Raw genomic sequence first — 20,209 nt, 5'->3', positions numbered from 1 at the left:
ATGACCCAGCACGCCCCGCTTATCGACCCCTTCGCCCGGCCCATCACCTATCTGCGGGTGTCGGTCACGGACCGCTGCGACTTTCGCTGCGTCTACTGCATGGCCGAGCACATGCAGTTCCTGCCCAAGGCCGACCTGCTGACGCTGGAGGAGCTGGACCGGCTCTGCACCGCCTTCGTGGGTCTGGGCGTGCGCAAGCTGCGCATCACCGGCGGAGAGCCGCTGGTCCGGCGCGGGATCATGGGCTTCATGCGCAATGTCGCGCGCCATCTGGGCGACGGCTTGGACGAGCTGACGCTGACCACCAACGGCAGCCAGCTGGCCCGTCATGCCGCCGAGCTGGCCGAGATCGGCGTGCGCCGCGTGAACGTGTCGCTGGACACGCTGGACGCCGACCGCTTCGCCGCGATCACCCGGTGGGGGCGTCTGCCGCAGGTGCTGGAGGGCATCCGCGCCGCCACAGCCGCGGGCCTCAGGGTCAAGATCAACGCCGTGGCGCTCAAGGGCGTGAACGACACCGAACTGTTCGACATGGTCCGATGGTGCGGAGACGAGGGCCATGACCTGACCTTCATCGAGGTCATGCCGATGGGCGATTTGGGCGAGGAGGACCGGCTGGACCAGTATTGGCCGCTCTCGGACCTGCGCGCGCGCCTGGCGGAACGCTTCACCTTGATCGAATTGGCTGAACGCAGCGGCGGCCCCGCCCGCTATGTCCGCCTGGCCCAGACCGGGCAGAAGATCGGCTTCATCACGCCGCTCACCCACAATTTCTGCGAAAGCTGCAACCGCGTCCGCGTCACCTGCACCGGCGAGCTGTTCATGTGCCTGGGCCAGGAGGACAATGCCGACCTGCGCGCGCCGCTGCGCGCAAGTCCCGATGACGCCGCCCTGCGCGAGACGATCCGCGCCGCCATCGCGCGCAAGCCCAAGGGCCACGACTTCGACTATTCCCGTCAGGCCGTCGCAGGCCAGATGACCCGCCACATGAGCCATACGGGCGGCTGACGACGAGGCGCCGGGCGGGGGGTCCGGGGGGCGCGAGCGCCCCCGGCCACCGCGGGACGCAGGATCACTCCGCCGCCGCGCGGGCCAGCGTCTCGGCACGCTCCTCAACCAGCTGCACGATATGGTCGATCATCTGGTCGTTCGACATCTTGTGGCTCTGCTTGCCGGCCATGTAGACCATGCCCGACCCCGCCCCGCCGCCGGTGAAGCCCAGATCGGTCATCAGCGCCTCGCCCGGCCCGTTCACCACGCAGCCGATGATCGACAGCGACATCGGCGTCTTGATGTGTTCCAGCCGCTGCTCCAGCGCTTCGACGGTGCGGATCACGTCGAACCCCTGCCGCGCGCAGCTGGGGCAGCTGATGATCTGCACGCCCCGCGTCCGCAGGCCAAGCGATTTCAGAATCTCGAAGCCGACCTTGACCTCCTGCACCGGATCGGCCGACAGGCTGACGCGGATCGTGTCGCCGATGCCCATCCACAGCAGGTTGCCCAGCCCGATCGCGGATTTCACCGTGCCGCCGACAAAGCCGCCCGCCTCGGTGATGCCCAGATGGATCGGCGCGTCCGTGGCCTCCGACAGCTGCTGATAGGCAGCCGCCGACAGGAACACGTCGCTGGCCTTCACGCTGATCTTGAACTCGTGGAAGTCGTTGTCCTGCAGGATCTTGATGTGATCCAGCCCCGATTCGACCATCGCGTCCGGGCAGGGCTCGCCATATTTTTCCAGCAGGTGCTTCTCCAGCGACCCCGCATTCACCCCGATGCGGATCGAGCAGCCGTGATCCTTCGCGGCCTTGATGACCTCGCGCACACGGCTCTCGTCGCCGATATTGCCGGGGTTGATGCGCAGGCAGGCCGCGCCCGCCTCGGCCGCCTCGATGGCGCGCTTGTAGTGGAAATGGATGTCGGCCACGATCGGCACCGGGCTCTCGCGACAGATCTCGCGCAGCGCGCGGGTCGTCTCCTGGTCCGGGGCGCTGATGCGGACGATGTCGGCGCCGGCCTCGGCGCAGGCGATCACCTGCGCCAGCGTCGCCTTGACGTCATGGCCGTTGGTGTTGGTCATCGTCTGCACGCTGATCGGAGCGTCGCCGCCCACGGGGACGTTGCCCACCATGATCTGGCGCGACTTGCGGCGCTCGATGTTGCGCCAGGGACGGATCGGGTTCAGCGACATGGGAAGCCTCCGGGGGTTCGCCCCCTCAGATAAGCCATAGGGCCCGGCGCGACAACCGCCCCCGCGCCGCAGCCCGTCCCTCAGGCGCCGCGCAATGCCGTGATCGCGGTGCCCAGGCAGTCGCGCGGCAGCATGAGCAGCATCGGCCCCTCCATCCGCAGCGTCACCAGCCCCCCGGCCCGGTTCGAGGTCCCGATCCGCCCGCCGGGGGCGAAATCGATCCCGTCGATGGGCCAGTCCAGCCCCTGGCTCGTGCCCCGCGCCGGCCCCATGGGAAACAGCGACACGCGCGTGCCGGGCATCAGGGGCAGGGTCAGGCGCGGCGGACAGGCCAGGATCACGTCCTCGGCCGCGATCATCATCACGCGCGGCGCGCCGGGCCGCACCAGCAGGCTCAGCGCCGCCAGCGTATGGTCCAGCCGCAGCCCGGCAAAGCCCACGGCCAGGACCAGCGGCGCCTCGATCCGCTCCAGGCACTTGCCGAAATCGGTGCTGTCCTGCTCGGCGACGCCGATGACCCGCTCGCGCGGGATCAGCCGCCGCGCGCGGTCCGAGATGCTGTCCAGATCGCCGATCACCCAATCGGGTGGCTGCCCCAGCTCCAGCGCGCGATCCGCCCCCCCGTCCGCCGCGACCAGAACCGGCGCGATGGCCAGCGCCGCCTCCAGATCCGCAGCCGCGACCTCGCCCCCGCCGATGACGGTGACGCCGCGCGCGTCGCGGACCGGCCGGCCGCTCACCCCTTGCCCACGCCCCGGAAGACGCGCTTGAAGGGCAGCGCCCAGAGGACGCCCAGCACGACATAGATCACCAGCTCGATCCAGACCGGCTGGCGGCCATAGGTCGCATCCAGCCAGTTCACGATCGTCACCGCCGCCACGACGTAGAGCGGCATCCCGACCACCAGGATCAGGATCGATAGACGCTTGCGGGTCTTCAGTTCCATGCGGTCACGGCCTTTCCAGGGCGGGGCGCGCGAAGGCCCCAGGGGGTGCGGGGGACAGGATGTCCCCCGCGCCGTCGCGGGACGCCATCAGTCGGCGAAGGGGTCGGTCACCAGGATCGTGTCGTCGCGTTCCGGGCTGGTCGACAGCATCGCGACGGGGCACTGGATCAGCTCCTCGACGCGGCGCACATACTTGATGGCCGCGGCGGGCAGCTCGGCCCAGCTGCGGGCGCCGGCGGTCGACTCCTGCCAGCCCTCCATCTCCTCATAGATCGGCGTGACCTTGGCCTGCAGCGCCGCCGCGGTCGGCAGGTAATCGTAGCGAACCCCGTCGATCTCGTATCCCACGCAGATCTTCAGCGTGTCGAACCCGTCCAGCACGTCCAGCTTGGTCAGGGCGATGCCATTCACGCCGCTGATCGCGCAGGTCTGGCGCACCAGGACCGCGTCGAACCAGCCGCAGCGGCGCTTGCGGCCCGTGACGGTGCCGAATTCATGACCCCGCTCGCCCAAGCGCTGGCCATCGGCATCCTCCAGCTCGGTCGGGAACGGGCCTTCGCCCACGCGGGTCGTATAGGCCTTGACGATGCCCAGCACGAAACCGATCGCCCCCGGCCCCATGCCCGTGCCGCTGGCCGCCGCCCCCGAGGTCGTGGTGGACGAGGTCACATAGGGATAGGTGCCGAAGTCGATGTCCAGAAGCGAGCCCTGCGCGCCCTCGAACAGGATGCGCTTTCCGGCCTTGCGGGCATCGGCCATGATCTTCCAGACGGGCTGGGCGAAGGGCAGCAGCTTGGGCGCCACCTCCATCAGCCTGGCCTTCAGCTCGGCGCGGTCGATGGGCGTGGCGCCCAGACCCGCGCGCAGCGCGTCGTGATGGGCCAGCAGGCGGTCCAGACGCGCGTCCAGCGTCTCCTCGTCGGCTAGGTCGGCCACGCGGATCGTGCGGCGACCGACCTTGTCTTCATAGGCCGGGCCGATGCCGCGGCCGGTCGTGCCGATCTTGGCCTTGCCCGCGGCCTCCTCGCGCAGCTTGTCCAGGTCCTGGTGCAGCGGCAGGATCAGCGGCGTGTTCTCGGCGATCATCAGGTTCTCGGTCGAGATGGCGACGCCCTGCCCCGCCAGCTTGTCGATCTCGGAGAACAGCGCCCAGGGGTCCAGCACCACGCCGTTGCCGATCACGGCCAGCTTGTTCTCGCGCACGATGCCCGAGGGCAGCAACGACAGCTTGAAGACCTTGTCGCCGATGACCAGCGTGTGGCCGGCATTGTGACCGCCCTGGAAGCGCGCGATGACATCGGCGCGTTCCGAGAGCCAGTCGACGATCTTGCCCTTGCCCTCGTCGCCCCACTGGGCTCCGACAACCACAACATTGGCCATGAGCGATCCTTTTCGTTGTCCGATGTTCTTTTCGCCCCGGCATTAACGCATCGGGCGCGGCGGGGAAAGCCGCTTTGTCCTGGCCTTGCCGGGGCGGTGGCCGGGGGCGCTTCGCCCCGTCGCCGGCCGGTCCTCGGACCGGTGGCGCACCGGCCGGCAACCCCCCAGAGGATATTTAGAGTGAAGAAGAAGACTAAGAGAAAAGCCCTGTCACCAGTGCGGCGGGCGCTGGTCGGCCAGGGCGACGCTGCCGGGGGCGTCGGCCTGGCGTTCGGCCTCGGCCAGGGTCAGGCGTTCGACGCGGGCGGTCAGGCGGGACAGGTCGCGGTCCTGGCGGGCGATGACCTCGGACAGGTCCTCGCTCAGGCGGGTCAGATGGGCCACCGTCTCCTCCAGCGCGCGCAGGCGGTTTTCCTGATCCTTGTCCATGTCGTCACCTTCCGTTACAGCGGCGCCTGAATATGGGCCCGAAAAGGCGATCGATACCATGGCAAAAGACAAGAAGCAGCCCCGCCCCAAGGCCGAGACGCCCAAGGGGTTCCGCGATTACTTCGGCGCCGACGTGACCGAGCGTCGCGACATGCTGGACCGCATCGCCGCCATCTATCATCGCCACGGCTTCGACCCGCTGGAGACCAGCGCCGTCGAGACCGTCGAGGCCCTGGGCAAGTTCCTGCCCGATGTGGACCGCCCCAATGCCGGCGTCTTCGCCTGGCAGGAGGAGGCCGTTCCCGGCGGCGGCACAGCGGGCGACTGGCTGGCCCTGCGCTATGACCTGACCGCGCCCCTGGCCCGCGTCGCGGCGCAGTATCGCAACGATCTGCCCAGCCCCTATCGCCGCTATGCGATGGGGCCGGTCTGGCGCAACGAGAAGCCTGGCCCGGGGCGGTTCCGGCAGTTCTATCAATGCGATGCGGATACGGTCGGGTCGGCCTCGGTCGCGGCGGATACCGAGATCTGCGGCATGCTGGCCGATGCGCTGGAGGCAGTGGGCATCGCACGCGGCGACTATCTGGTGCGGATCAACAACCGCAAGGTCCTGAACGGCGTGCTGGAGAATGTACTGGTCGATTTCGACACATTGAACGCTGCACCGAGCACTATGATTGGAGCGATTAAGCAAGGCTTGGAGGTTAGCAATCAGCGCATGGCGGCAGATCTTTCCGATGCAGTTCTGCGCACCATCGACAAGTTCGACAAGGTCGGCCGCGAGGGCGTGCTGGCCCTGCTGACCACGGGCCGCCTGGACGAGAGCGGCGCGCGCATCGACGGCGTGGGGCTCTCCGAGGCACAGGCAGCGCCGGTGCTGGCATTCCTGGAGGCCAAGGGCGCGGACAATGCCGCGACGTTGGACAACCTGTCGGCGGCCGTCGGCGGATCGGCCATCGGGGCCGAGGGCGTGGACGAGCTGCGCCAGATCGCGGCGATGCTGGCCGCGATGGGCGTGGCCGAGGACCGCGCGGTCATCGACCCCTCGATCGTGCGGGGCCTGGGCTATTACACCGGCCCGGTCTTCGAGGCCGAGCTGACCTTCGAGATCCTGGACGAGAAGGGCCGCAGGCGGCAGTTCGGATCGGTCGCGGGCGGCGGGCGCTATGACGGGCTGGTCGAGCGGTTCACCGGCCAGAAGGTCCCCGCGACGGGCGTCAGCATCGGCGTGGACCGCCTGCTGGCCGCCTTGCGTGCCAAGGGCCTGGCCGGGGCCGACACCGCGGGGCCGGTCGTCGTGACCGTCATGGATCGCGACCGGATGGCCGACTATCAGGCCATGGCCGCCGATCTGCGCGCCGCGGGCATCCGGGCCGAGGTCTATCTGGGCAATCCGAAGAACTTCGGCAACCAGCTGAAATATGCCGACAAGCGCGGCGCGCCGGTGGCGATCATCCAGGGCGCGGACGAGGCGGCGCGCGGCGTCGTGCAGGTCAAGGACCTCATCCTGGGCGCGAAGATCTCGGCCGAAGCCTCTGTCGAGGAATGGAAATCCCAGCCCGCCCAGACCGAGGTCGCGGTCGCAGACCTGGTTGCCGAAGTGCGGCGCATCCTGTCATGATCCCCAAGCAGGCCAAACAGGCGGTGGGCCAGCGCCTGCTGTCGCGGTTCCGCGATGCGGGCGCCGAGGAGATCGCGCCGGACCTGCTGCTGCCCGCGGGCGACCTTCTGGACCTTTACGGCGAGGACATCCGCGCGCGCGCCTATGTCACCCAGGACCCGATCCGGGGCGAGATGATGCTGCGTCCCGACTTCACCGTCCCGGTGGTGCAGGCGCATATGTCGGGCGGGGCCGAGCCCGCCCGCTACTGCTATCTGGGCGAGGTCTTCCGCAAGCAGGACATGGGCGACACCCATCCCGCCAATCCGCGCGACACCGAATATCTGCAATGCGGGTTCGAGCTGTTCACCCGCGACCCGGATGCCGATGTCGAGGTCTTTGCCCTGTTCCACGACGCGCTGGCGCCCCACGCGCTGCGCGCCGAGACGGGCGACATGGGCCTGCTTCTGGACGCGGTGCGCGGCCTGCCGCTGCCGCCCGCGCGGGCCGAGGCGCTGATGCACCACATCTGGCGTCCGGGGCGCTTTGCCCGTCTGCTGGACCGCTTCTCCCGCCCCACCCTGGCCCGCAGCCCGGTGCCGACGGACGCGCCTTGGGCGGGCCTGCGCCACGAGGCCGAGATGGTGCGCCGCATCGCCCGGCTGAACGCGGATGCCGCCGTGGCGCCCCTGCCCCCGGTCTGGTCCGAACGGCTGGACCGTCTGTTCGCCCTGCGCGCCCCGGTCCCCGAGGCCCTGCCCGCGCTGCAGGCGCTGGCCCGCGACATGCCCGCCATCGTGCCCGCGGTGACGCGCATCGCGGCGCGAATGGACGCGATCGCCCGGCGCGGCATCGACCTGGGCCATGTGACCTTCGACGCCAGCCATGGGCGCACGACGCTGGAATATTACGACGGCTTCACCTTCAGCTTCCTGGCCGAGGGTGCGGGGCGTGCGGGCTGGCCGCCGGTCGCCTCGGGCGGGCGCTATGACGCGCTGACGCGGGTCCTGGGACGCGGGCGCGAGATCCCGGCCGTGGGCGGGATCATCCGTCCGGGCCTGGTGGCCGAACTGGAGGCGCAAGCATGATCCGGCTTGGGGTGCCGTCCAAGGGGCGGTTGATGGAGCAGACCTTCGACTGGTTCGCGGACCGGGGCGTGCGCCTGTCGCGCGCAGGCTCGGACCGCGAATATGCGGGCCGGGTCGAGGGGGTCGAGGGCGTGTCGCTGGTGCTGCTCTCGGCCGGAGAGATTCCGCGCGAACTGGCCGCGGGCCGGATCGAGCTGGGCGTGACCGGCACCGATCTGGTGCGCGAGAAGCTGGCCGGATGGCGCGACCTGGTGACCGAGGTCGCGCCGATGGGCTTCGGCCATGCCGACCTGATCCTGGCCGTTCCCGCCTGCTGGCAGGATTGCCGCGATCTGGACGACCTGGCCGCCATCGCCCGCGACTTCCGCGCCGAACACGGCTTCCGGCTGCGCATCGCCACCAAATATCATCGCCTGGTCCGGGCCTGGCTGGCCGCCCATGAGGTCGCCGACTATCAGCTGGTCGACAGCCAGGGCGCGACCGAGGGCACGGTCGCCAACCAGACCGCCGAGGCCATCGCCGACATCACCTCCTCGGGCGAGACGCTGCGCGCCAACAACCTGCGCATCCTGGACGAGGAGCCGATCCTGCGCTCTCAGGCGACGCTGTTCGCGGCGCGCGCCGCGATGGGTCCGCAGACGACGGCCCTGCTGGACCGCCTGATCCCCGCCTAGGGCAGCAGCACCGCGACCGAGATCGCGGCGATCAGCAGGCCCGCGCCCAGCTGCAGGCTGCCCGGCAGCCAGCGCCCGGCCTGCGCGAAGGGCCCGCTCTGCGGCATCAGCGCAAAGCTGCCCCGGCGCGCCCAGACCGCCAGCCCGGCCACCGCGACGGTGACGACCGCGGTGCCCAGGCCCATGGCCAGCGCGCCCAGGATGCCCATGGGAAAGATCCCCATGCGCCAGGTCAGGATGAGCAGGAACAGCGCCCCGGTGCAGGGCCGCATCGCGACCCCCGCCACGACCAGCAGCCCGTCGCGCAGCGAGCGCGTGCGCGCCAGATGCTCGGGCGTCGGCCCATGCGCATGGCCGCAGCCGCAGGCGTGATCGTGGTGATGATGATGCCGCCGCGCCGCCTGCACGCGCAGCATGGTCAGCCCCCGCCAGGCCAGCCACAGCCCGACCATCGCGACCAGCGCGGTGCTGATCTGCACCATCGCGGTCTCCGACAGGTTGGTCAGCGTCTCGCGCCCCAGATCCAGGATCGTGATGCCGCCCCAGACCAGCAGCACCGCCGTCGCCGCCTGCGCCAGGGACGAGGCGATGGACAGGCCTGCCAGCCGCGCCAGCGGCACCTGCGCGCCGAAGCCGTAGCTGCCGATGATGATCTTGCCGTGACCCGGCCCCGCCGCATGGGCCACGCCATAGGCGAAGCACAGCCCCATCAGCGACGCGACGGCGCCCGGCTGCCCCGCCCGCAGCGCGCGGAGCGCGCCCGCCATCGCGTTCTGGGTCGCGCGCTGCTGATCGGCGGCCCACCGCTCGATCCCGGCCAGGCCCCCGCCCCACCACAGCGCCAGAAGCGCCGCCGCGACGATCAGCCCGGTCATGGCCAGCGCGCGAATCATGCGCCCGGCCCGCAAGCGATGCGCGCCTCATCGGCCCCGGTCGCGCCGATGTCGACGATCAGCAGCTCCTGATCGACGCTGGCGTCCTGATCCTCCTCCAGCGCGTCGGCCACGGCGCGCGCATAGGCATCGGCCGCCGCATAGGGATCGCCCATGCGCAGGTCCACGCGGCACTCCGCGCCCCGGATCGCGGGCGGTTCGGGCAGGCTGAACTGGACATAGTATTCGGGGTCGTAGACCTGCACGCGCAGGGGCGCCTCCGCGCCCACCTGCTGCGCCACGGGGCGGACATGGCGCGAGACCAGCCGCCCGTCCTCATAGCGCGCGGAAAACTCGCGGGGGCCCTCCAGCGCGACCGGCGCGCCGTCGACGCTGAGATAGAGCCGCCCGTCGAAGCCCGGCTCCCATTCCGCGTCGAAGCCTTGCAGGGCCGCCATCTCGGGTTCGGTCAGCACCCCGTCGCCATCGGGGTCCAGGCCCAGATCCTCGATGATCAGCAGCGAATAGAATTCGTCATAGGTCCATTCCACCGCCACTTCGCGCAGCGCGCCGCCATCGGCATAGTCAAGCGACAGCGCCGCGTCGATGAACACATGCGGATGGGCCAGCGCGCCTTCCGGCAGGCTCAGCAGCAGGGCAGTGGCGGTTGCGGCACGCAGCGGCATGGGCGGAACACCTTGGCAAGGACAGCGCTTCCAGTTACCCGCAGGGCGCCCGTCATGCAAATCACCGCTTTGCCAGACGGGCGGAAATCCCCTGCGGGACGCGAAGGAGCGGGCGATGAGAAGACGGGCGTTCACCATGGCGGCACTGGCGGCGGCGAGCGTGGCATTGAGCGGCTGCGGCCGGCTGGTCGATGCCCGCGCCACCGCACGCGAAGCCGCATTCGAGGCGCAGTTCCCCCCCACCGGGCAGCTGCTGGAGGTGGACGGCAGGACCGTCCATGTCGACATCAGGGGCCAGGGGCCGGATCTGATCCTGCTGCACGGCGCCAGCGGCAGCAGCCGCGACTTCACCTTCGATCTGGCCGACAGGCTGGCCCCGCGATACCGGGTCATCGCCTTCGATCGCCCGGGACTTGGATGGACCGACCCGATCGGCGATCAGACCGACAACCCGATCGCGCAGGCCGATCTGCTGCAACGGGCGGCGGCGCAGCTCGACGTGCGCGATCCGATCGTGCTGGGGCACAGCTATGGCGGCGCGGTGGCCTTGGCATGGGGCCTGCGCGCGCCGGCCGACACGGCGGCGCTGGTCATCGTGTCGGGAGCCACGATGCCGTGGGAGGGCCAGATGACCGGCTGGTACGCCTTCATCGACACGCCTCTTGGCGACCGCGTGGGCCCGCCCATGCTGACCGCCCTGGCCCCGGTGGCCTTGGGAGAGCGGATCATGGAGGGCATCTTCGCCCCGCAGGCCGTTCCGCCCGGATATGCGGATTACATCGGCATCGGCCTGGCCGCACGGCGGCAGAACTATCGCGCCAATGCCGCGCAGATCAGTCATCTGCGCCCCTATCTGCGGGTCATGAAGGACCTGTATCCGCGCCTCGACATGCCGGTCGAGGTGATCCACGGCCAGCGGGACATGCTGGTTCCGGCGGGAATGCACGGGATGGAGCTGGTCAAGCGGCTGCCCGATGCGGTCCTGACCCTGCTGCCCGATCAGGGCCACATGCCCCAGCATGGCGATCCGCAGGCGATCATCGACGCCATTGACCGCGCCGCGGCGCGCGCCGGGGTTCGCTGAGGGGGCTTGCGGGGCGCGCGGGTGCGCCGCAAGGTGGCCGCCGAACGAACCCAAAGGGGCCATCATGCTGACCATCCACGGCGTCACCCGCTCGCGCGCATCGCGCGTCATCTGGCTCTGCCACGAACTGGACCTGCCCTTCCGGCAGGTGCCGGTCATCCAGGCCTATCGCATCGCCGATGCCGAGGTGCCCGATGCGCCCCCGAACACGAAAAGCCCTGATTTCCTGGCCCTGTCGCCTGCCGGTGCGATCCCGGTGATCGAGGACGAGGGGCTGGTGCTGTCCGAATCGCTGGCGATCACGCTGCATCTGGCGCGCAAGCATGGCGGCCCCGCCGGTCCGCAGGACTATGCCGAGGATGCGCTGATGACGCAGTGGTCGCTCTATGGCGCGACCGCGATCGAGCCGGACGCGCTGACCATCCTGATGCTGGGCCAGTCCGCCGACGATGCCGAGATCGTGGCCGAGGCCGCCGCCCGCCTGGCCCGCCCCCTGGCCGTGGTGGAGGAGCATCTGGCGACGCATGCCTATCTAGTGGGCGGTCGCTTCACCGTGGCCGACCTGAACCTGGCCGAGATCATCCGCTATGCCAAGGGCGACGCGGCGCTGATGGCGCGCCACCCCGCGATCAGCGCCTGGCTCGCGGCCTGTCAGGACCGTCCGGCCTTCAAGACGATGTGGGCCGCGCGGATGGCCGAACCGGCCTAAGGCGCCGCAATCGGTGGGGTCCGGGCAGCGGGGGCCACTACCCCTTGCCGCCCGCCCCCGGCGCATGAGATAAGCGGGCCCGATCCCAAAGCGACGAGACGACCGATGGCCGACGACCTTCTCTCCGGCAATGCCGCCAGCGACGCCTATTCCGCAGCCTCGATCGAGGTGCTGGAGGGGCTGGAGCCCGTGCGCAAGCGCCCCGGCATGTATATCGGCGGCACGGACGAGCGCGCGCTGCACCACCTGGTGGCCGAGATCCTGGACAACTCGATGGACGAGGCCGTGGCGGGTCACGCGACGCGCATCGAGGTCGAACTGGCCGCCGATTACAGCGTCACGGTCCGCGACAACGGCCGCGGCATCCCCATCGACCCGCATCCCAAGTTTCCCGGCAAGTCCGCGCTGGAGGTGATCCTGTGCACCCTGCATGCGGGGGGCAAGTTCTCGGGTGACACCTATCAGACCTCGGGCGGGTTGCACGGGGTCGGCGCCTCGGTCGTGAACGCGCTGTCGGACCTGATGGTCGTGCAGGTCGCGCGCAACAAGGAGCTGTTCGAGCAGCGTTTCTCGCGCGGCATCCCGCAGGGGCCGGTGGCCAAGATCGGCGCGGCCCCGAACCGGCGCGGCACGACAGTGACCTTCCATGCCGATGAGGAGATCTTCGGCCATCACCGCTTCAAACCCGCGCGGCTGATCAAGATGGTCAAGTCCAAGGCCTATCTGTTCTCGGGCGTCGAGATCCGCTGGAAGACCGAGATCGACGACGGCGAGACCCCGCGCGAGGCCACCTTCCATTTCCCCGGCGGCCTGGCCGATTACCTGACCGAGACCCTGACCGGGGCCAGCACCTATGCCGAGCGCCCGTTCGCGGGCAGCGTGGATTTCAACGCCAAGTTCGGCGTGCCGGGCAAGGTCGATTGGGCCGTGAACTGGACCCCCGCCCGCGACGGCTTCATCCAGTCCTATTGCAACACGGTCCCCACGCCCGAGGGCGGCACGCATGAGATGGGCTTCTGGGCCGCCGTGCTGAAGGGCATCCGCGCCTATGGCGAGCGCGTCAGCAACAAGAAGGCCGTCCAGATCACCCGAGAGGATTTGGGCACGGGCGGCTGCGCGCTGGTCAGCTGCTTCATCCGCGAGCCGGAATTCGTGGGCCAGACCAAGGACCGCCTGGCCACGACCGAGGCCGCGCGCCTGGTCGAGGGCGCGGTGCGCGACCATTTCGACACCTGGCTGGCCAGCGACACGAAATCGGCGGGCGCGATCCTGGATTTCCTGGTCCTGCGCGCCGAGGAACGCCTGCGCCGCAAGCAGGAGAAGGAGACCGCCCGCAAGACCGCCACCAAGAAGTTGCGCCTGCCCGGCAAGCTGGTCGATTGCAGCGCCACGAACCGCGAGGGGACCGAGCTGTTTATCGTCGAGGGCGATTCGGCGGGCGGATCGGCCAAGATGGCGCGCGACCGCACCAATCAGGCGCTGCTGCCCCTGCGCGGCAAGATCCTGAACGTGCTGGGGGCGGCATCGTCGAAGATGGGCGCGAACCAGGAGATCAACGACCTCTGCCAGGCGCTTGGCGTGGGCATGGGGTCCAAGTTCAACGTGGACGATCTGCGCTATGACAAGGTCATCATCATGACCGACGCGGATGTGGACGGCGCACATATCGCCAGCCTGCTGATGACGTTCTTCTTCACGCAGATGCGGCCGATGATCGACCGGGGGCATCTCTATCTGGCCTGCCCGCCGCTCTATCGCCTGACGCAGGGGGCGCAGCGCCTTTACGTCTCCGACGATGCCGAGAAGGAGCGGATGATGCAGAAGGGCCTGGGCGGGCGCGGCAAGATCGACGTCCAGCGCTTCAAGGGTCTGGGCGAGATGGATGCCAAGGACCTCAAGGACACGACCATGAACCCCGCCACCCGCAAGCTGATCCGCGTCAGCATCGACGATTACGAGGGCGGCGAGACCGGCGATCTGGTCGAACGCCTGATGGGCAAGAAGCCCGAGCTGCGCTTCGAATACATCCAGGAGAACGCCCGCTTCGTCGAGGAACTGGACGTGTGATCCCGACCATCGGCCTCTACGTCGCGGCCGCCCTGGCCGAGATCGCGGGCTGTTTCGCCTTCTGGGCGTGGTGGCGGCTGGACCGCTCCGCGCTGTGGCTGGTGCCGGGCATGGCGGCGCTGGCGCTGTTTGCGTGGCTGCTGTCGCAGGTTCAGGCCGATTTCGCGGGCCGCGCCTATGCGGCCTATGGCGGCATCTACATCGCCGCGTCGTTGGCCTGGCTGTGGCTGGTCGAGGGGCAGGCCCCCGGCAGGCTGGACCTGCTCGGGGCCGGGCTGTGCATCGTCGGGGCGGCGGTGATCCTGTCGGGCGCGCGGGCCTGAGCGGTCGGGCCTAGACCCACTTGGCCAGCGGCGGCAGGCTCATCAGCACGGCATCGGCATTGTGCCCGGTCTCAAGCCCGAACTTGGTCCCGCGGTCATAGACAAGATTGTATTCCGCATAGAGACCCCGGTGGATCAGCTGTGCGTCCCGGTCCGCATCGTCGAAGGGCTGGGTCGTGCGCGCCTCGGCCAGGGGCAGGAAGGCGGGCAGGAAGGCCTCGCCCACGGCCTGGGTGAAAGCGAAGTCGGCCTCCCAATCGCCGGTGTTCAGGTCGTCGTAAAAGACCCCGCCCACGCCCCGCGCGCGACCGCGATGGGGGATGAAGAAATACTCGTCCGCCCAGGCCTTGAACCGGTCGTAGTAGTCGGGCCTGTGCTGGGCGCAGGCCGCGCGCAGCACGTCGTGGAAATGCGCGGTGTCTTCCGCGTATTCGATGCAGGGGTTCAGGTCGGCGCCGCCGCCGAACCACCACGCGCCGGGGGTCCAGAACATGCGCGTGTTCATGTGGACAGCGGGCGCGTGCGGGTTCTGCATGTGGGCCACAAGGCTGATCCCCGACGCCCAGAAACGCGGGTCGTCGGCCATGCCGGGCACGCCGCGGGCGGCCATTGCGGCCTGCGCGCGCGGCGCCAGCGTGCCGTGGACCTCGGACCAGTTCACGCCGACCTTCTCGAAGACGCGGCCGCCGCGCATGACCGACATCAGCCCGCCGCCGCCATCCTCGCCCCGCGCGGTGGGCGTCACCTCGAAGCGGCCGGCCGGCGCGTCGCCGGGGCCGCGATCCTCCAGCGCCTCGAAGGCCGCGACGATGCGGTCGCGCAGCGCGTGGAACCACTGGGCGGCGCGGCGACGTTGGTCGTCCATCATGGACCTCATTCGTGATTTGCAATGGTGCCCGCCTTGCGGCTAGCGTGCCAGGACATCTAAAGAGAGCCGCCATGCGCCGCAACACCGCCCTTGCCCTGACGCTGACCCTGCCCCTGATGCTGGCCGCCTGCGGCACGCCCCAGGAACGCTGCATCAGCCGAAACACCAGCGAATACCGCACCGTCAGCGCCCTTCTGGCCGAGGTCGAGGGCAATTTGTCACGCGGCTATGCCTGGGAGGAGCGTCAGGTCGTGCGCAGCCGCTTTGCGCAATGCGAACGGGTGTTCCGCGACCGCGACGGCAAGGCGCATGTCACGACCTATGGCTGCTGGCGCGACTATGTGGACACGGAATCCTACCGCGTGCCCATCGACCCCGCCGCCGAGACCCGCAAGCGCGACGGGCTGAAGGCTCGTCAGGCGACGCTGGCGCGCGGGGCGGAGGCGGCGGTCTCGGCCTGCCGCGCCGCCTATCCCGAAGAGGCCTAGAGCACCTGCGAGGTCACCGGATCGGCCAGGCTGCGCCCGCCGTCCACGGTGATGATCTGACCGGTCACGAAGCGCGCCCCGTCGCTGCACAGGTAATGGACCGTCTCGGCCAGCTCGTCCGCCGGGGCGATGCGGCCCAGGGGCGTGCCCGCGATGACCTGCGCGCGCTGTTCGGGATGATCGCGCAGCGCGCATTGCAGCTCATGCGACATGACGCTGCTGAAGCTGACGCCGTTCACGCGGATGCGGTGCGGCGCCAGGGCCAGCGCCAGCCCCCGCGTGGCCTGTTCCTGCGCCGCGCAGGCGATGGAATACCCCAGCATCGAGGGGATCGGTCGCCGCGCCGCCAGGGTCGAGATGTTCACGATGGCGCCGTTCTGGACCGAGGCCGCGTCGTTCTCCGCCTGCCGGATCATGCGTTTCGCAACCATCTGCGACAGGCGCAGACCGGCCAGCATGTTCTGGCGCAGCATCTCCTCCAGCGCGTCCATGTCGGTGTCCAGCGGATCGCTGCCCCGCACGAAGCGGTGGGCGTTGACCAGGATGTCCACCCGGTCGAAGGCGTCCAGCGTGGCCGACAGCAGGTTCGCCATGTCCAGCCGCTCGCAGACGCTGCCCACGAAATGGCGCAGCTGGGTCTGGTCATCGGCATAGTCTTCCATGACCGACTGGAGCGCGGCCTCGTCGCTGTCGGCCATCATCACATGCGCCCCGCGTTCGGCCAGATGGCGCGCGATGGCCAGACCCACGCCGCGCGCCGCACCGGTGACGATGGCGGTCTTGCCCTGGATCGACAGCGTCATCGCCGCGCCCCCCGGGCCGCGCCCTTGCCGGCGGCGGTGGCCTCGATCACCTTGAAGCGCGTGTCGCCGCCGATCTCGTGGACCTGCCCGAAATGCTGGGCCAGCACTGTCTCATAAGGCAGGTGCCGGTTGGCGACCATCCAAAGGCGGCCCGCCCCGGTCAGGATGCGGGCGGCGGTTTCGATGAAGGCCGCGCCAAGACGCGGATCGGCCTGACGTCCCTCGTGGAAGGGCGGGTTCATGATGACCCCGTTCACCGGCTCGCGCAGGCGGAAGCCGCGCGCGTCCGCCCAGTGAAACCGGGCGCGAGGATCGGTCACGTTCATCCGCGCGGATTCCAGCGCGGCGTGATCGGCCTCGACCAGGTGGATCTCGGCGATGCCCGGCCGGGCAAGCGCCTGCGCCGAAAGCCAGCCCCAGCCCGCGCCCAGGTCCACGACACGCGTCGGCATCTTGGGCGGCAGGTGCTGCGCCAGCATCCGCGACCCCGGATCGACCCCGTCGGCCGAAAAGACGCCGGGCAGCGTGCGGAAGCCGGGCTCCACCTCGCGGGCCTCGGCGCGCCAGTCGGCGGGCAGCCCGCCCTGGGGCAGGGTCACGCGGAAGATCTTGCCATGGGCCTTGCTGATCACGTCCGCGACCGGGGCCAGCCCGCGCAGCTCCTTCAAGAGCGAATCGACGCCGTCGGTCTTCTGGCCGTCCACCCAGAGGGTGCCGCCTTCGGGCAGATGGTCGGCCGCCAGCGCCATGCGCGCTCGCGCCGCCGCCTTGGCCCGCGGCAGCCGCACGATCGCCAGATCAAAGCGTCCGTCGGCCGCGGGGGCCACGGTCAGGCCGCGTTCGGCCAGCGCGTCGTGATCGGGGGCGTGACCCTGCACGATCGTCAGTCGGGCGGGGTCCAGCGGGAACAGATCGTCGGCAGCGGTTGCGCCGACGAACAGCACCCGGCCTCCGGGATGGCCGTCCGGAAAGGCCAGGTCCAGTCGTGATTGGGTCACGCGATTACTCTTTTTCCATGGTGCATTGCAGGGGATGCTGCTGACGCCGGGCCAGCTCCATCACCTGGGCGACCTTGGTCTCGGCCACCTCGTGAGAGAAGACGCCCACCACCGCCACGCCGCGCCGATGCACGGTCAGCATGATCTCGATGGCCTGGGCATGGGTCATGTGGAACAGGCGTTCCAGCACGTGCACGACGAACTCCATCGGCGTGAAGTCGTCGTTCAGCAGCAGGACCTTGTACATGGGCGGCCGCTGCGACTTGGCGCGCGGCTTGACGGCAAGGTCGGACTGGTCGTCGGGATTGTCGGGTGCGGTCATCCAGTGCGTCATCGGGCTGCGGTCGTTCCTGAATGCTGCGAATGCTGCGGTGAGACGGGGGCGCGCCGCGCGCGCCGTGATCCCGGAAATATAGCGCAATCCGGCCCGGATGAAAGCCCCCCGCCGGGACGCGATCCGCCGCAGGCCGGGACCGGCGCCGGGATCAGGTCGAATTAAAGTCGATTGCCCGGTTTCAAGGATAAAAAACGCGTGCTATTATCGGTTCATTAACGACGGGCATGCGATCAACGACATGTCCGCTTGAGGCAGAGAGACAGCGACAGTGATCCCAATCGTGAACGCCTTCCGGCTGACGTGTCATGCCGTCCTGGCCGTGGTCCTTCTGGCCCTTCCGGTCGCGGGCGCGCCCTTCGCGGCCTATGTGATGGACGCCCGGACCGGTCAGCCCATCTACCGCCAGAACTCGGACACGCGGCTGCACCCGGCCTCGCTGACCAAGATGATGACGCTCTACATGGCGTTCTCGGCCATCGAACGGGGACAGGTGCGGCTGGATTCGCGCTTCACCGTGTCCAGCAAGGCCGCGAACGAACCGCCCTCCAAGCTGGGCCTGCGCGCCGGTCAGCAGATCGAGCTGCGCTATCTGCTGCGCGCCGCGGCGATCAAGTCGGCCAATGATGCCGCCACCGCCATCGGCGAGGGTCTGGCCGGGTCCGAGGCGGCCTTCACCCAGCAGATGACCCAGATGGCCCGCGCCCTGGGGATGAACAACACCCAGTTCCGCAACGCGCACGGCCTGACGACCGAGGGGCACTTCTCGACCGCGCATGACATGAGCGTGCTGGGTCGGCACCTGTTCTACGACTTTCCGCAATACTACAACCTCTTCTCGCGCCGCTCGGCCGATGCGGGCATCGCGCAGGTCGCCTCGACGAACCGCCGCTTTCTTGACGCTTATCAGGGCGCGGACGGGATCAAGACCGGCTACACGCGCGCCGCGGGCTTCAACCTGACCGCCTCGGCACAGCGCGGCAACAAGCGGCTGATCGCCACGGTCTTCGGCGGGACCTCGACCGCGCATCGCAACCAGGTCATGGCCGAACTGCTGGACAGCAGCTTTACCCGCATTCCCGACCGCGTGCGCGAGGTGCGCCCCAGCCAGCCGCGCATGCTGGTGCAGGCCACGACCCGCCGCGCGCAGGTCGCCCCCAGCCCCGCCGCGACGCAGGCCGAACCGCAGCGGCTGGTGCTGCAGGCATCGCCCCCGCCCGCGACCCGCCCGGCGGCCGCCTCCAGCCTGGTCGCCGCCGCCGCGCCCGCAGCCCCCGTCGATCTGACAGAGGCGCTGCGCCGCGCCGGTGCAACGGCGCCCGTGGCCCCGGGCGTCGCGCTGGCCAGCAGCGCGCGTCCGCGCGCCCGTCCCGGCAGCGCCGCACCGACCGCGCAGGCGGTGGCCGAAGCCGTGGCGAATGCGGTGGCCTCCGATGCGCCGGTCGCGGCACAGGCCAGCCTAGCGGCCTCGGCCCTGGCCGGATCGGCACGCCCCGCCCCCTCGCCGCGCCGCTCGGCCAGCGTCGCCGCCGTCGCACAGCCCGAACCCGCCCCGGCGGCCGAACCGCAGGCCCGGGCCGAGGCGGGCACCCTGTCGCTCGGCAGTTCCGCCGCCCCCAAGCCCCGGTCCGAGACGGTGATCCTCGCCGCCATGGGCGAGGGCGACCTTGGCGGCCCCGAGCCGCTGGAGGTGGTGCGCCGCCCCACCGACAGCGGTCGCAACTGGGGCGTCTCGCTTGGCCTCTACACCTCGCAGACCGAGGCCGACCGCCTTCTGCTGGGCTTGGCACTACAGGACGGCAACCTCTTCGGCGCGGCATCGCGCCAAGTCGCCAACACCAATCGCGGGTTCGAGCCGCGCTTCGGCAATCTCAGCAAGGGCCATGCCGAACTGGCCTGCGAACGCATGCGCAGCCGCGCGCAGCCCTGCTCCGTCATCGGCAACTGAGCCTGCCCGCCCACAGCCGCGCCCCACCCGGGTGCGGCTGCATGCGTTTCCGAGGATGGCCTCGGCATTATCGCGGTCCCTGCCCGGCACCGCCTCCTCACCATCCGCCCTGGGACATCACGCCTGATCCCGGAATCCAGCATCCGCGATGCATTGATTTCAAAAATTCTGAAATTACGCGAGTACGCGAATGTCACTCTCGGGTCTGCGTCAGGACTTCATCCTGCATTTCGGCGAAAAAGGATCGCGATGGGGCATCAACCGCACCGTCGGTCAGGTCTATGCCCTGCTGTTCCTGGCGGATGGCCCACTCTGCGCGGACGACATCGTCGTCGCCCTCGGCTTCTCCCGCTCGACCATGTCGATGGCGCTAAAGGAGCTGCAAAACTGGAACCTGGTGCGCCTGCGCCATCAGCAGGACGACCGGCGCAACTTCTTCACCACGCCCGACGACCTGTAGGAGATCGTGCCCACGCTGATCAATGAACGGCGCAAGCGCGAGATCGACCCGACGCTGACCAAGCTGCGCGAACTGTCGATGGCTGAACCTGACCCAGCTGACCGCGCAGTCCACGCCCCCATCGCGGAACTGCGCCAGCTGATCGAGCAGATGACCCGCTTTCACGACAATCTGGCCCGGTTCGAGACAGAGCGCCTGATCGCGCTGATGAGCACGGGCGCCTGGTCGACGGGGCGGGCAAGCTGATCCCGATCCGTCGCTTAA

The 20,209-nt window shown here is 69.5% G+C and carries 23 protein-coding genes; 12 read left to right on the top strand and 11 right to left on the bottom strand.

Annotated features, from left to right (window positions below; genetic code table 11):
* Positions 1 to 1,008, top strand: a complete 1,008-nt coding sequence (moaA, locus tag AC2SGK_RS03960) for a GTP 3',8-cyclase MoaA (RefSeq protein ID WP_488322292.1) — start codon at positions 1 to 3, stop codon at positions 1,006 to 1,008.
* A gap of 64 nt (positions 1,009 to 1,072) precedes the next feature.
* Here the strand turns inward: moaA and ispG are convergent, their stop codons facing one another.
* From ispG to AC2SGK_RS03935, 5 genes are all read right to left on the bottom strand, one after another.
* Positions 1,073 to 2,188, bottom strand: coding sequence for a flavodoxin-dependent (E)-4-hydroxy-3-methylbut-2-enyl-diphosphate synthase (ispG, locus tag AC2SGK_RS03955; protein WP_488322291.1), 1,116 nt, complete (start codon positions 2,186 to 2,188; stop codon positions 1,073 to 1,075).
* An 80-nt stretch (positions 2,189 to 2,268) separates the two neighbouring features.
* Positions 2,269 to 2,928, bottom strand: a complete 660-nt coding sequence (locus AC2SGK_RS03950) for a thiamine diphosphokinase (protein WP_488322290.1) — start codon at positions 2,926 to 2,928, stop codon at positions 2,269 to 2,271.
* A complete protein-coding gene (locus AC2SGK_RS03945) occupies positions 2,925 to 3,134 on the bottom strand; it encodes a DUF2842 domain-containing protein (protein ID WP_488322289.1) in 210 nt (69 codons plus the stop codon). The genes AC2SGK_RS03950 and AC2SGK_RS03945 overlap by 4 nt, the downstream gene beginning before the upstream one ends.
* Before the next feature lie 87 nt (positions 3,135 to 3,221).
* Positions 3,222 to 4,514 carry an adenylosuccinate synthase gene (locus AC2SGK_RS03940; protein ID WP_488322288.1) on the bottom strand — a complete coding sequence of 431 codons (1,293 nt, stop codon included), beginning with the start codon at positions 4,512 to 4,514 and terminating at the stop codon, positions 3,222 to 3,224.
* Positions 4,515 to 4,724: 210 nt separating this feature from the next.
* Positions 4,725 to 4,943, bottom strand: coding sequence for a SlyX family protein (locus tag AC2SGK_RS03935; protein WP_488322287.1), 219 nt, complete (start codon positions 4,941 to 4,943; stop codon positions 4,725 to 4,727).
* A gap of 58 nt (positions 4,944 to 5,001) precedes the next feature.
* Here AC2SGK_RS03935 and hisS point away from each other — a divergent pair, with 58 nt between their 5' ends.
* The 3 genes from hisS to hisG are packed head-to-tail and all read left to right on the top strand — an operon-like array spanning position 5,002 to position 8,305.
* A complete protein-coding gene (hisS, locus tag AC2SGK_RS03930; protein ID WP_488322286.1) occupies positions 5,002 to 6,564 on the top strand; it encodes a histidine--tRNA ligase in 1,563 nt (520 codons plus the stop codon).
* Positions 6,561 to 7,631: an ATP phosphoribosyltransferase regulatory subunit gene (locus tag AC2SGK_RS03925; RefSeq protein ID WP_488322285.1), complete on the top strand. Its 1,071-nt coding sequence runs from the start codon at positions 6,561 to 6,563 to the stop codon at positions 7,629 to 7,631. Before hisS ends, AC2SGK_RS03925 begins: the two co-directional genes overlap by 4 nt.
* Positions 7,628 to 8,305 (top strand): ATP phosphoribosyltransferase, encoded by a 678-nt coding sequence (hisG, locus tag AC2SGK_RS03920; protein WP_488322284.1) that lies wholly within the window; start codon positions 7,628 to 7,630, stop codon positions 8,303 to 8,305. The genes AC2SGK_RS03925 and hisG overlap by 4 nt, the downstream gene beginning before the upstream one ends.
* On the opposite strand, the gene AC2SGK_RS03915 is transcribed toward hisG, so the two are convergent.
* Together AC2SGK_RS03915 and AC2SGK_RS03910 are read right to left on the bottom strand one after the other, a co-directional pair.
* Entirely contained in the window at positions 8,302 to 9,180 is an 879-nt protein-coding gene (locus AC2SGK_RS03915; protein WP_488322283.1) for a nickel/cobalt transporter, read from the bottom strand. The two genes, hisG and AC2SGK_RS03915, sit on opposite strands and share 4 nt — an antisense overlap.
* 14 nt (positions 9,181 to 9,194) lie before the next feature.
* Entirely contained in the window at positions 9,195 to 9,863 is a 669-nt protein-coding gene (locus AC2SGK_RS03910) for a DUF1007 family protein (protein ID WP_488322282.1), read from the bottom strand.
* 115 nt (positions 9,864 to 9,978) lie between these two features.
* Here AC2SGK_RS03910 and AC2SGK_RS03905 point away from each other — a divergent pair, with 115 nt between their 5' ends.
* The 4 genes from AC2SGK_RS03905 (at position 9,979) to AC2SGK_RS03890 (ending at position 14,046) form a co-directional block, all read left to right on the top strand.
* Positions 9,979 to 10,947, top strand: a complete 969-nt coding sequence (locus AC2SGK_RS03905; RefSeq protein ID WP_488322281.1) for an alpha/beta fold hydrolase — start codon at positions 9,979 to 9,981, stop codon at positions 10,945 to 10,947.
* A 64-nt stretch (positions 10,948 to 11,011) separates the two neighbouring features.
* Positions 11,012 to 11,656: a glutathione S-transferase family protein gene (locus AC2SGK_RS03900; protein ID WP_488322280.1), complete on the top strand. Its 645-nt coding sequence runs from the start codon at positions 11,012 to 11,014 to the stop codon at positions 11,654 to 11,656.
* A gap of 105 nt (positions 11,657 to 11,761) precedes the next feature.
* The gene (gene parE / locus AC2SGK_RS03895; RefSeq protein WP_488322279.1) at positions 11,762 to 13,723 is read left to right on the top strand and encodes a DNA topoisomerase IV subunit B; all 1,962 of its coding nucleotides are present in this window, start codon (positions 11,762 to 11,764) and stop codon (positions 13,721 to 13,723) included.
* Positions 13,720 to 14,046: a YnfA family protein gene (locus AC2SGK_RS03890; RefSeq protein ID WP_488322278.1), complete on the top strand. Its 327-nt coding sequence runs from the start codon at positions 13,720 to 13,722 to the stop codon at positions 14,044 to 14,046. Before parE ends, AC2SGK_RS03890 begins: the two co-directional genes overlap by 4 nt.
* A 10-nt stretch (positions 14,047 to 14,056) precedes the next feature.
* Here the strand turns inward: AC2SGK_RS03890 and hemF are convergent, their stop codons facing one another.
* Positions 14,057 to 14,923, bottom strand: a complete 867-nt coding sequence (gene hemF / locus AC2SGK_RS03885) for an oxygen-dependent coproporphyrinogen oxidase (protein ID WP_488322277.1) — start codon at positions 14,921 to 14,923, stop codon at positions 14,057 to 14,059.
* Positions 14,924 to 14,985: 62 nt separating this feature from the next.
* Here hemF and AC2SGK_RS03880 point away from each other — a divergent pair, with 62 nt between their 5' ends.
* Positions 14,986 to 15,402 (top strand): hypothetical protein, encoded by a 417-nt coding sequence (locus tag AC2SGK_RS03880; RefSeq protein WP_488322276.1) that lies wholly within the window; start codon positions 14,986 to 14,988, stop codon positions 15,400 to 15,402.
* On the opposite strand, the gene AC2SGK_RS03875 is transcribed toward AC2SGK_RS03880, so the two are convergent.
* From AC2SGK_RS03875 to clpS, 3 genes are read right to left on the bottom strand one after another with little or no spacing between them, the layout of a single operon-like run.
* Complete coding sequence (locus tag AC2SGK_RS03875) at positions 15,399 to 16,205, bottom strand: SDR family NAD(P)-dependent oxidoreductase (RefSeq protein WP_488322275.1); 807 nt, start codon at positions 16,203 to 16,205, stop codon at positions 15,399 to 15,401. The genes AC2SGK_RS03880 and AC2SGK_RS03875 overlap by 4 nt on opposite strands.
* Positions 16,202 to 17,203: a class I SAM-dependent methyltransferase gene (locus AC2SGK_RS03870; protein WP_488322274.1), complete on the bottom strand. Its 1,002-nt coding sequence runs from the start codon at positions 17,201 to 17,203 to the stop codon at positions 16,202 to 16,204. The genes AC2SGK_RS03875 and AC2SGK_RS03870 overlap by 4 nt, the downstream gene beginning before the upstream one ends.
* A gap of 4 nt (positions 17,204 to 17,207) precedes the next feature.
* The gene (clpS, locus tag AC2SGK_RS03865) at positions 17,208 to 17,525 is read right to left on the bottom strand and encodes an ATP-dependent Clp protease adapter ClpS (protein ID WP_488322273.1); all 318 of its coding nucleotides are present in this window, start codon (positions 17,523 to 17,525) and stop codon (positions 17,208 to 17,210) included.
* Between the two features lie 283 nt (positions 17,526 to 17,808).
* Here clpS and AC2SGK_RS03860 point away from each other — a divergent pair, with 283 nt between their 5' ends.
* The 3 genes from AC2SGK_RS03860 (at position 17,809) to AC2SGK_RS03850 (ending at position 20,191) form a co-directional block, all read left to right on the top strand.
* Complete coding sequence (locus tag AC2SGK_RS03860; RefSeq protein WP_488322272.1) at positions 17,809 to 19,485, top strand: D-alanyl-D-alanine carboxypeptidase family protein; 1,677 nt, start codon at positions 17,809 to 17,811, stop codon at positions 19,483 to 19,485.
* Positions 19,486 to 19,675: 190 nt separating this feature from the next.
* The gene (locus AC2SGK_RS03855) at positions 19,676 to 19,945 is read left to right on the top strand and encodes a GbsR/MarR family transcriptional regulator (RefSeq protein WP_488322271.1); all 270 of its coding nucleotides are present in this window, start codon (positions 19,676 to 19,678) and stop codon (positions 19,943 to 19,945) included.
* A gap of 6 nt (positions 19,946 to 19,951) precedes the next feature.
* Entirely contained in the window at positions 19,952 to 20,191 is a 240-nt protein-coding gene (locus AC2SGK_RS03850; protein WP_488322270.1) for a hypothetical protein, read from the top strand.
* Positions 20,192 to 20,209: the final 18 nt, after the last annotated feature.

It is taken from the genome of Paracoccus sp. NIOT.M2S5SZ12, assembly GCF_057748165.1.
This window is presented reverse-complemented; position numbering and strand designations above follow the sequence as displayed.

Bases quoted from the DNA above. Each gene is read 5' to 3' on its own strand.
- moaA (WP_488322292.1), top strand. From the start codon at position 1: ATGACCCAGCACGCCCCGCTTATCGACCCCTTCGCCCGGCCCATCACC.
- ispG (WP_488322291.1), bottom strand. From the start codon at position 2,188: ATGTCGCTGAACCCGATCCGTCCCTGGCGCAACATCGAGCGCCGCAAG.
- AC2SGK_RS03945 (WP_488322289.1), bottom strand. From the start codon at position 3,134: ATGGAACTGAAGACCCGCAAGCGTCTATCGATCCTGATCCTGGTGGTC.
- AC2SGK_RS03940 (WP_488322288.1), bottom strand. From the start codon at position 4,514: ATGGCCAATGTTGTGGTTGTCGGAGCCCAGTGGGGCGACGAGGGCAAG.
- AC2SGK_RS03935 (WP_488322287.1), bottom strand. From the start codon at position 4,943: ATGGACAAGGATCAGGAAAACCGCCTGCGCGCGCTGGAGGAGACGGTG.
- hisS (WP_488322286.1), top strand. From the start codon at position 5,002: ATGGCAAAAGACAAGAAGCAGCCCCGCCCCAAGGCCGAGACGCCCAAG.
- AC2SGK_RS03925 (WP_488322285.1), top strand. From the start codon at position 6,561: ATGATCCCCAAGCAGGCCAAACAGGCGGTGGGCCAGCGCCTGCTGTCG.
- hisG (WP_488322284.1), top strand. From the start codon at position 7,628: ATGATCCGGCTTGGGGTGCCGTCCAAGGGGCGGTTGATGGAGCAGACC.
- AC2SGK_RS03915 (WP_488322283.1), bottom strand. From the start codon at position 9,180: ATGACCGGGCTGATCGTCGCGGCGGCGCTTCTGGCGCTGTGGTGGGGC.
- AC2SGK_RS03910 (WP_488322282.1), bottom strand. From the start codon at position 9,863: ATGCCGCTGCGTGCCGCAACCGCCACTGCCCTGCTGCTGAGCCTGCCG.
- AC2SGK_RS03905 (WP_488322281.1), top strand. From the start codon at position 9,979: ATGAGAAGACGGGCGTTCACCATGGCGGCACTGGCGGCGGCGAGCGTG.
- AC2SGK_RS03900 (WP_488322280.1), top strand. From the start codon at position 11,012: ATGCTGACCATCCACGGCGTCACCCGCTCGCGCGCATCGCGCGTCATC.
- parE (WP_488322279.1), top strand. From the start codon at position 11,762: ATGGCCGACGACCTTCTCTCCGGCAATGCCGCCAGCGACGCCTATTCC.
- hemF (WP_488322277.1), bottom strand. From the start codon at position 14,923: ATGAGGTCCATGATGGACGACCAACGTCGCCGCGCCGCCCAGTGGTTC.
- AC2SGK_RS03880 (WP_488322276.1), top strand. From the start codon at position 14,986: ATGCGCCGCAACACCGCCCTTGCCCTGACGCTGACCCTGCCCCTGATG.
- AC2SGK_RS03875 (WP_488322275.1), bottom strand. From the start codon at position 16,205: ATGACGCTGTCGATCCAGGGCAAGACCGCCATCGTCACCGGTGCGGCG.
- clpS (WP_488322273.1), bottom strand. From the start codon at position 17,525: ATGACCGCACCCGACAATCCCGACGACCAGTCCGACCTTGCCGTCAAG.
- AC2SGK_RS03855 (WP_488322271.1), top strand. From the start codon at position 19,676: ATGTCACTCTCGGGTCTGCGTCAGGACTTCATCCTGCATTTCGGCGAA.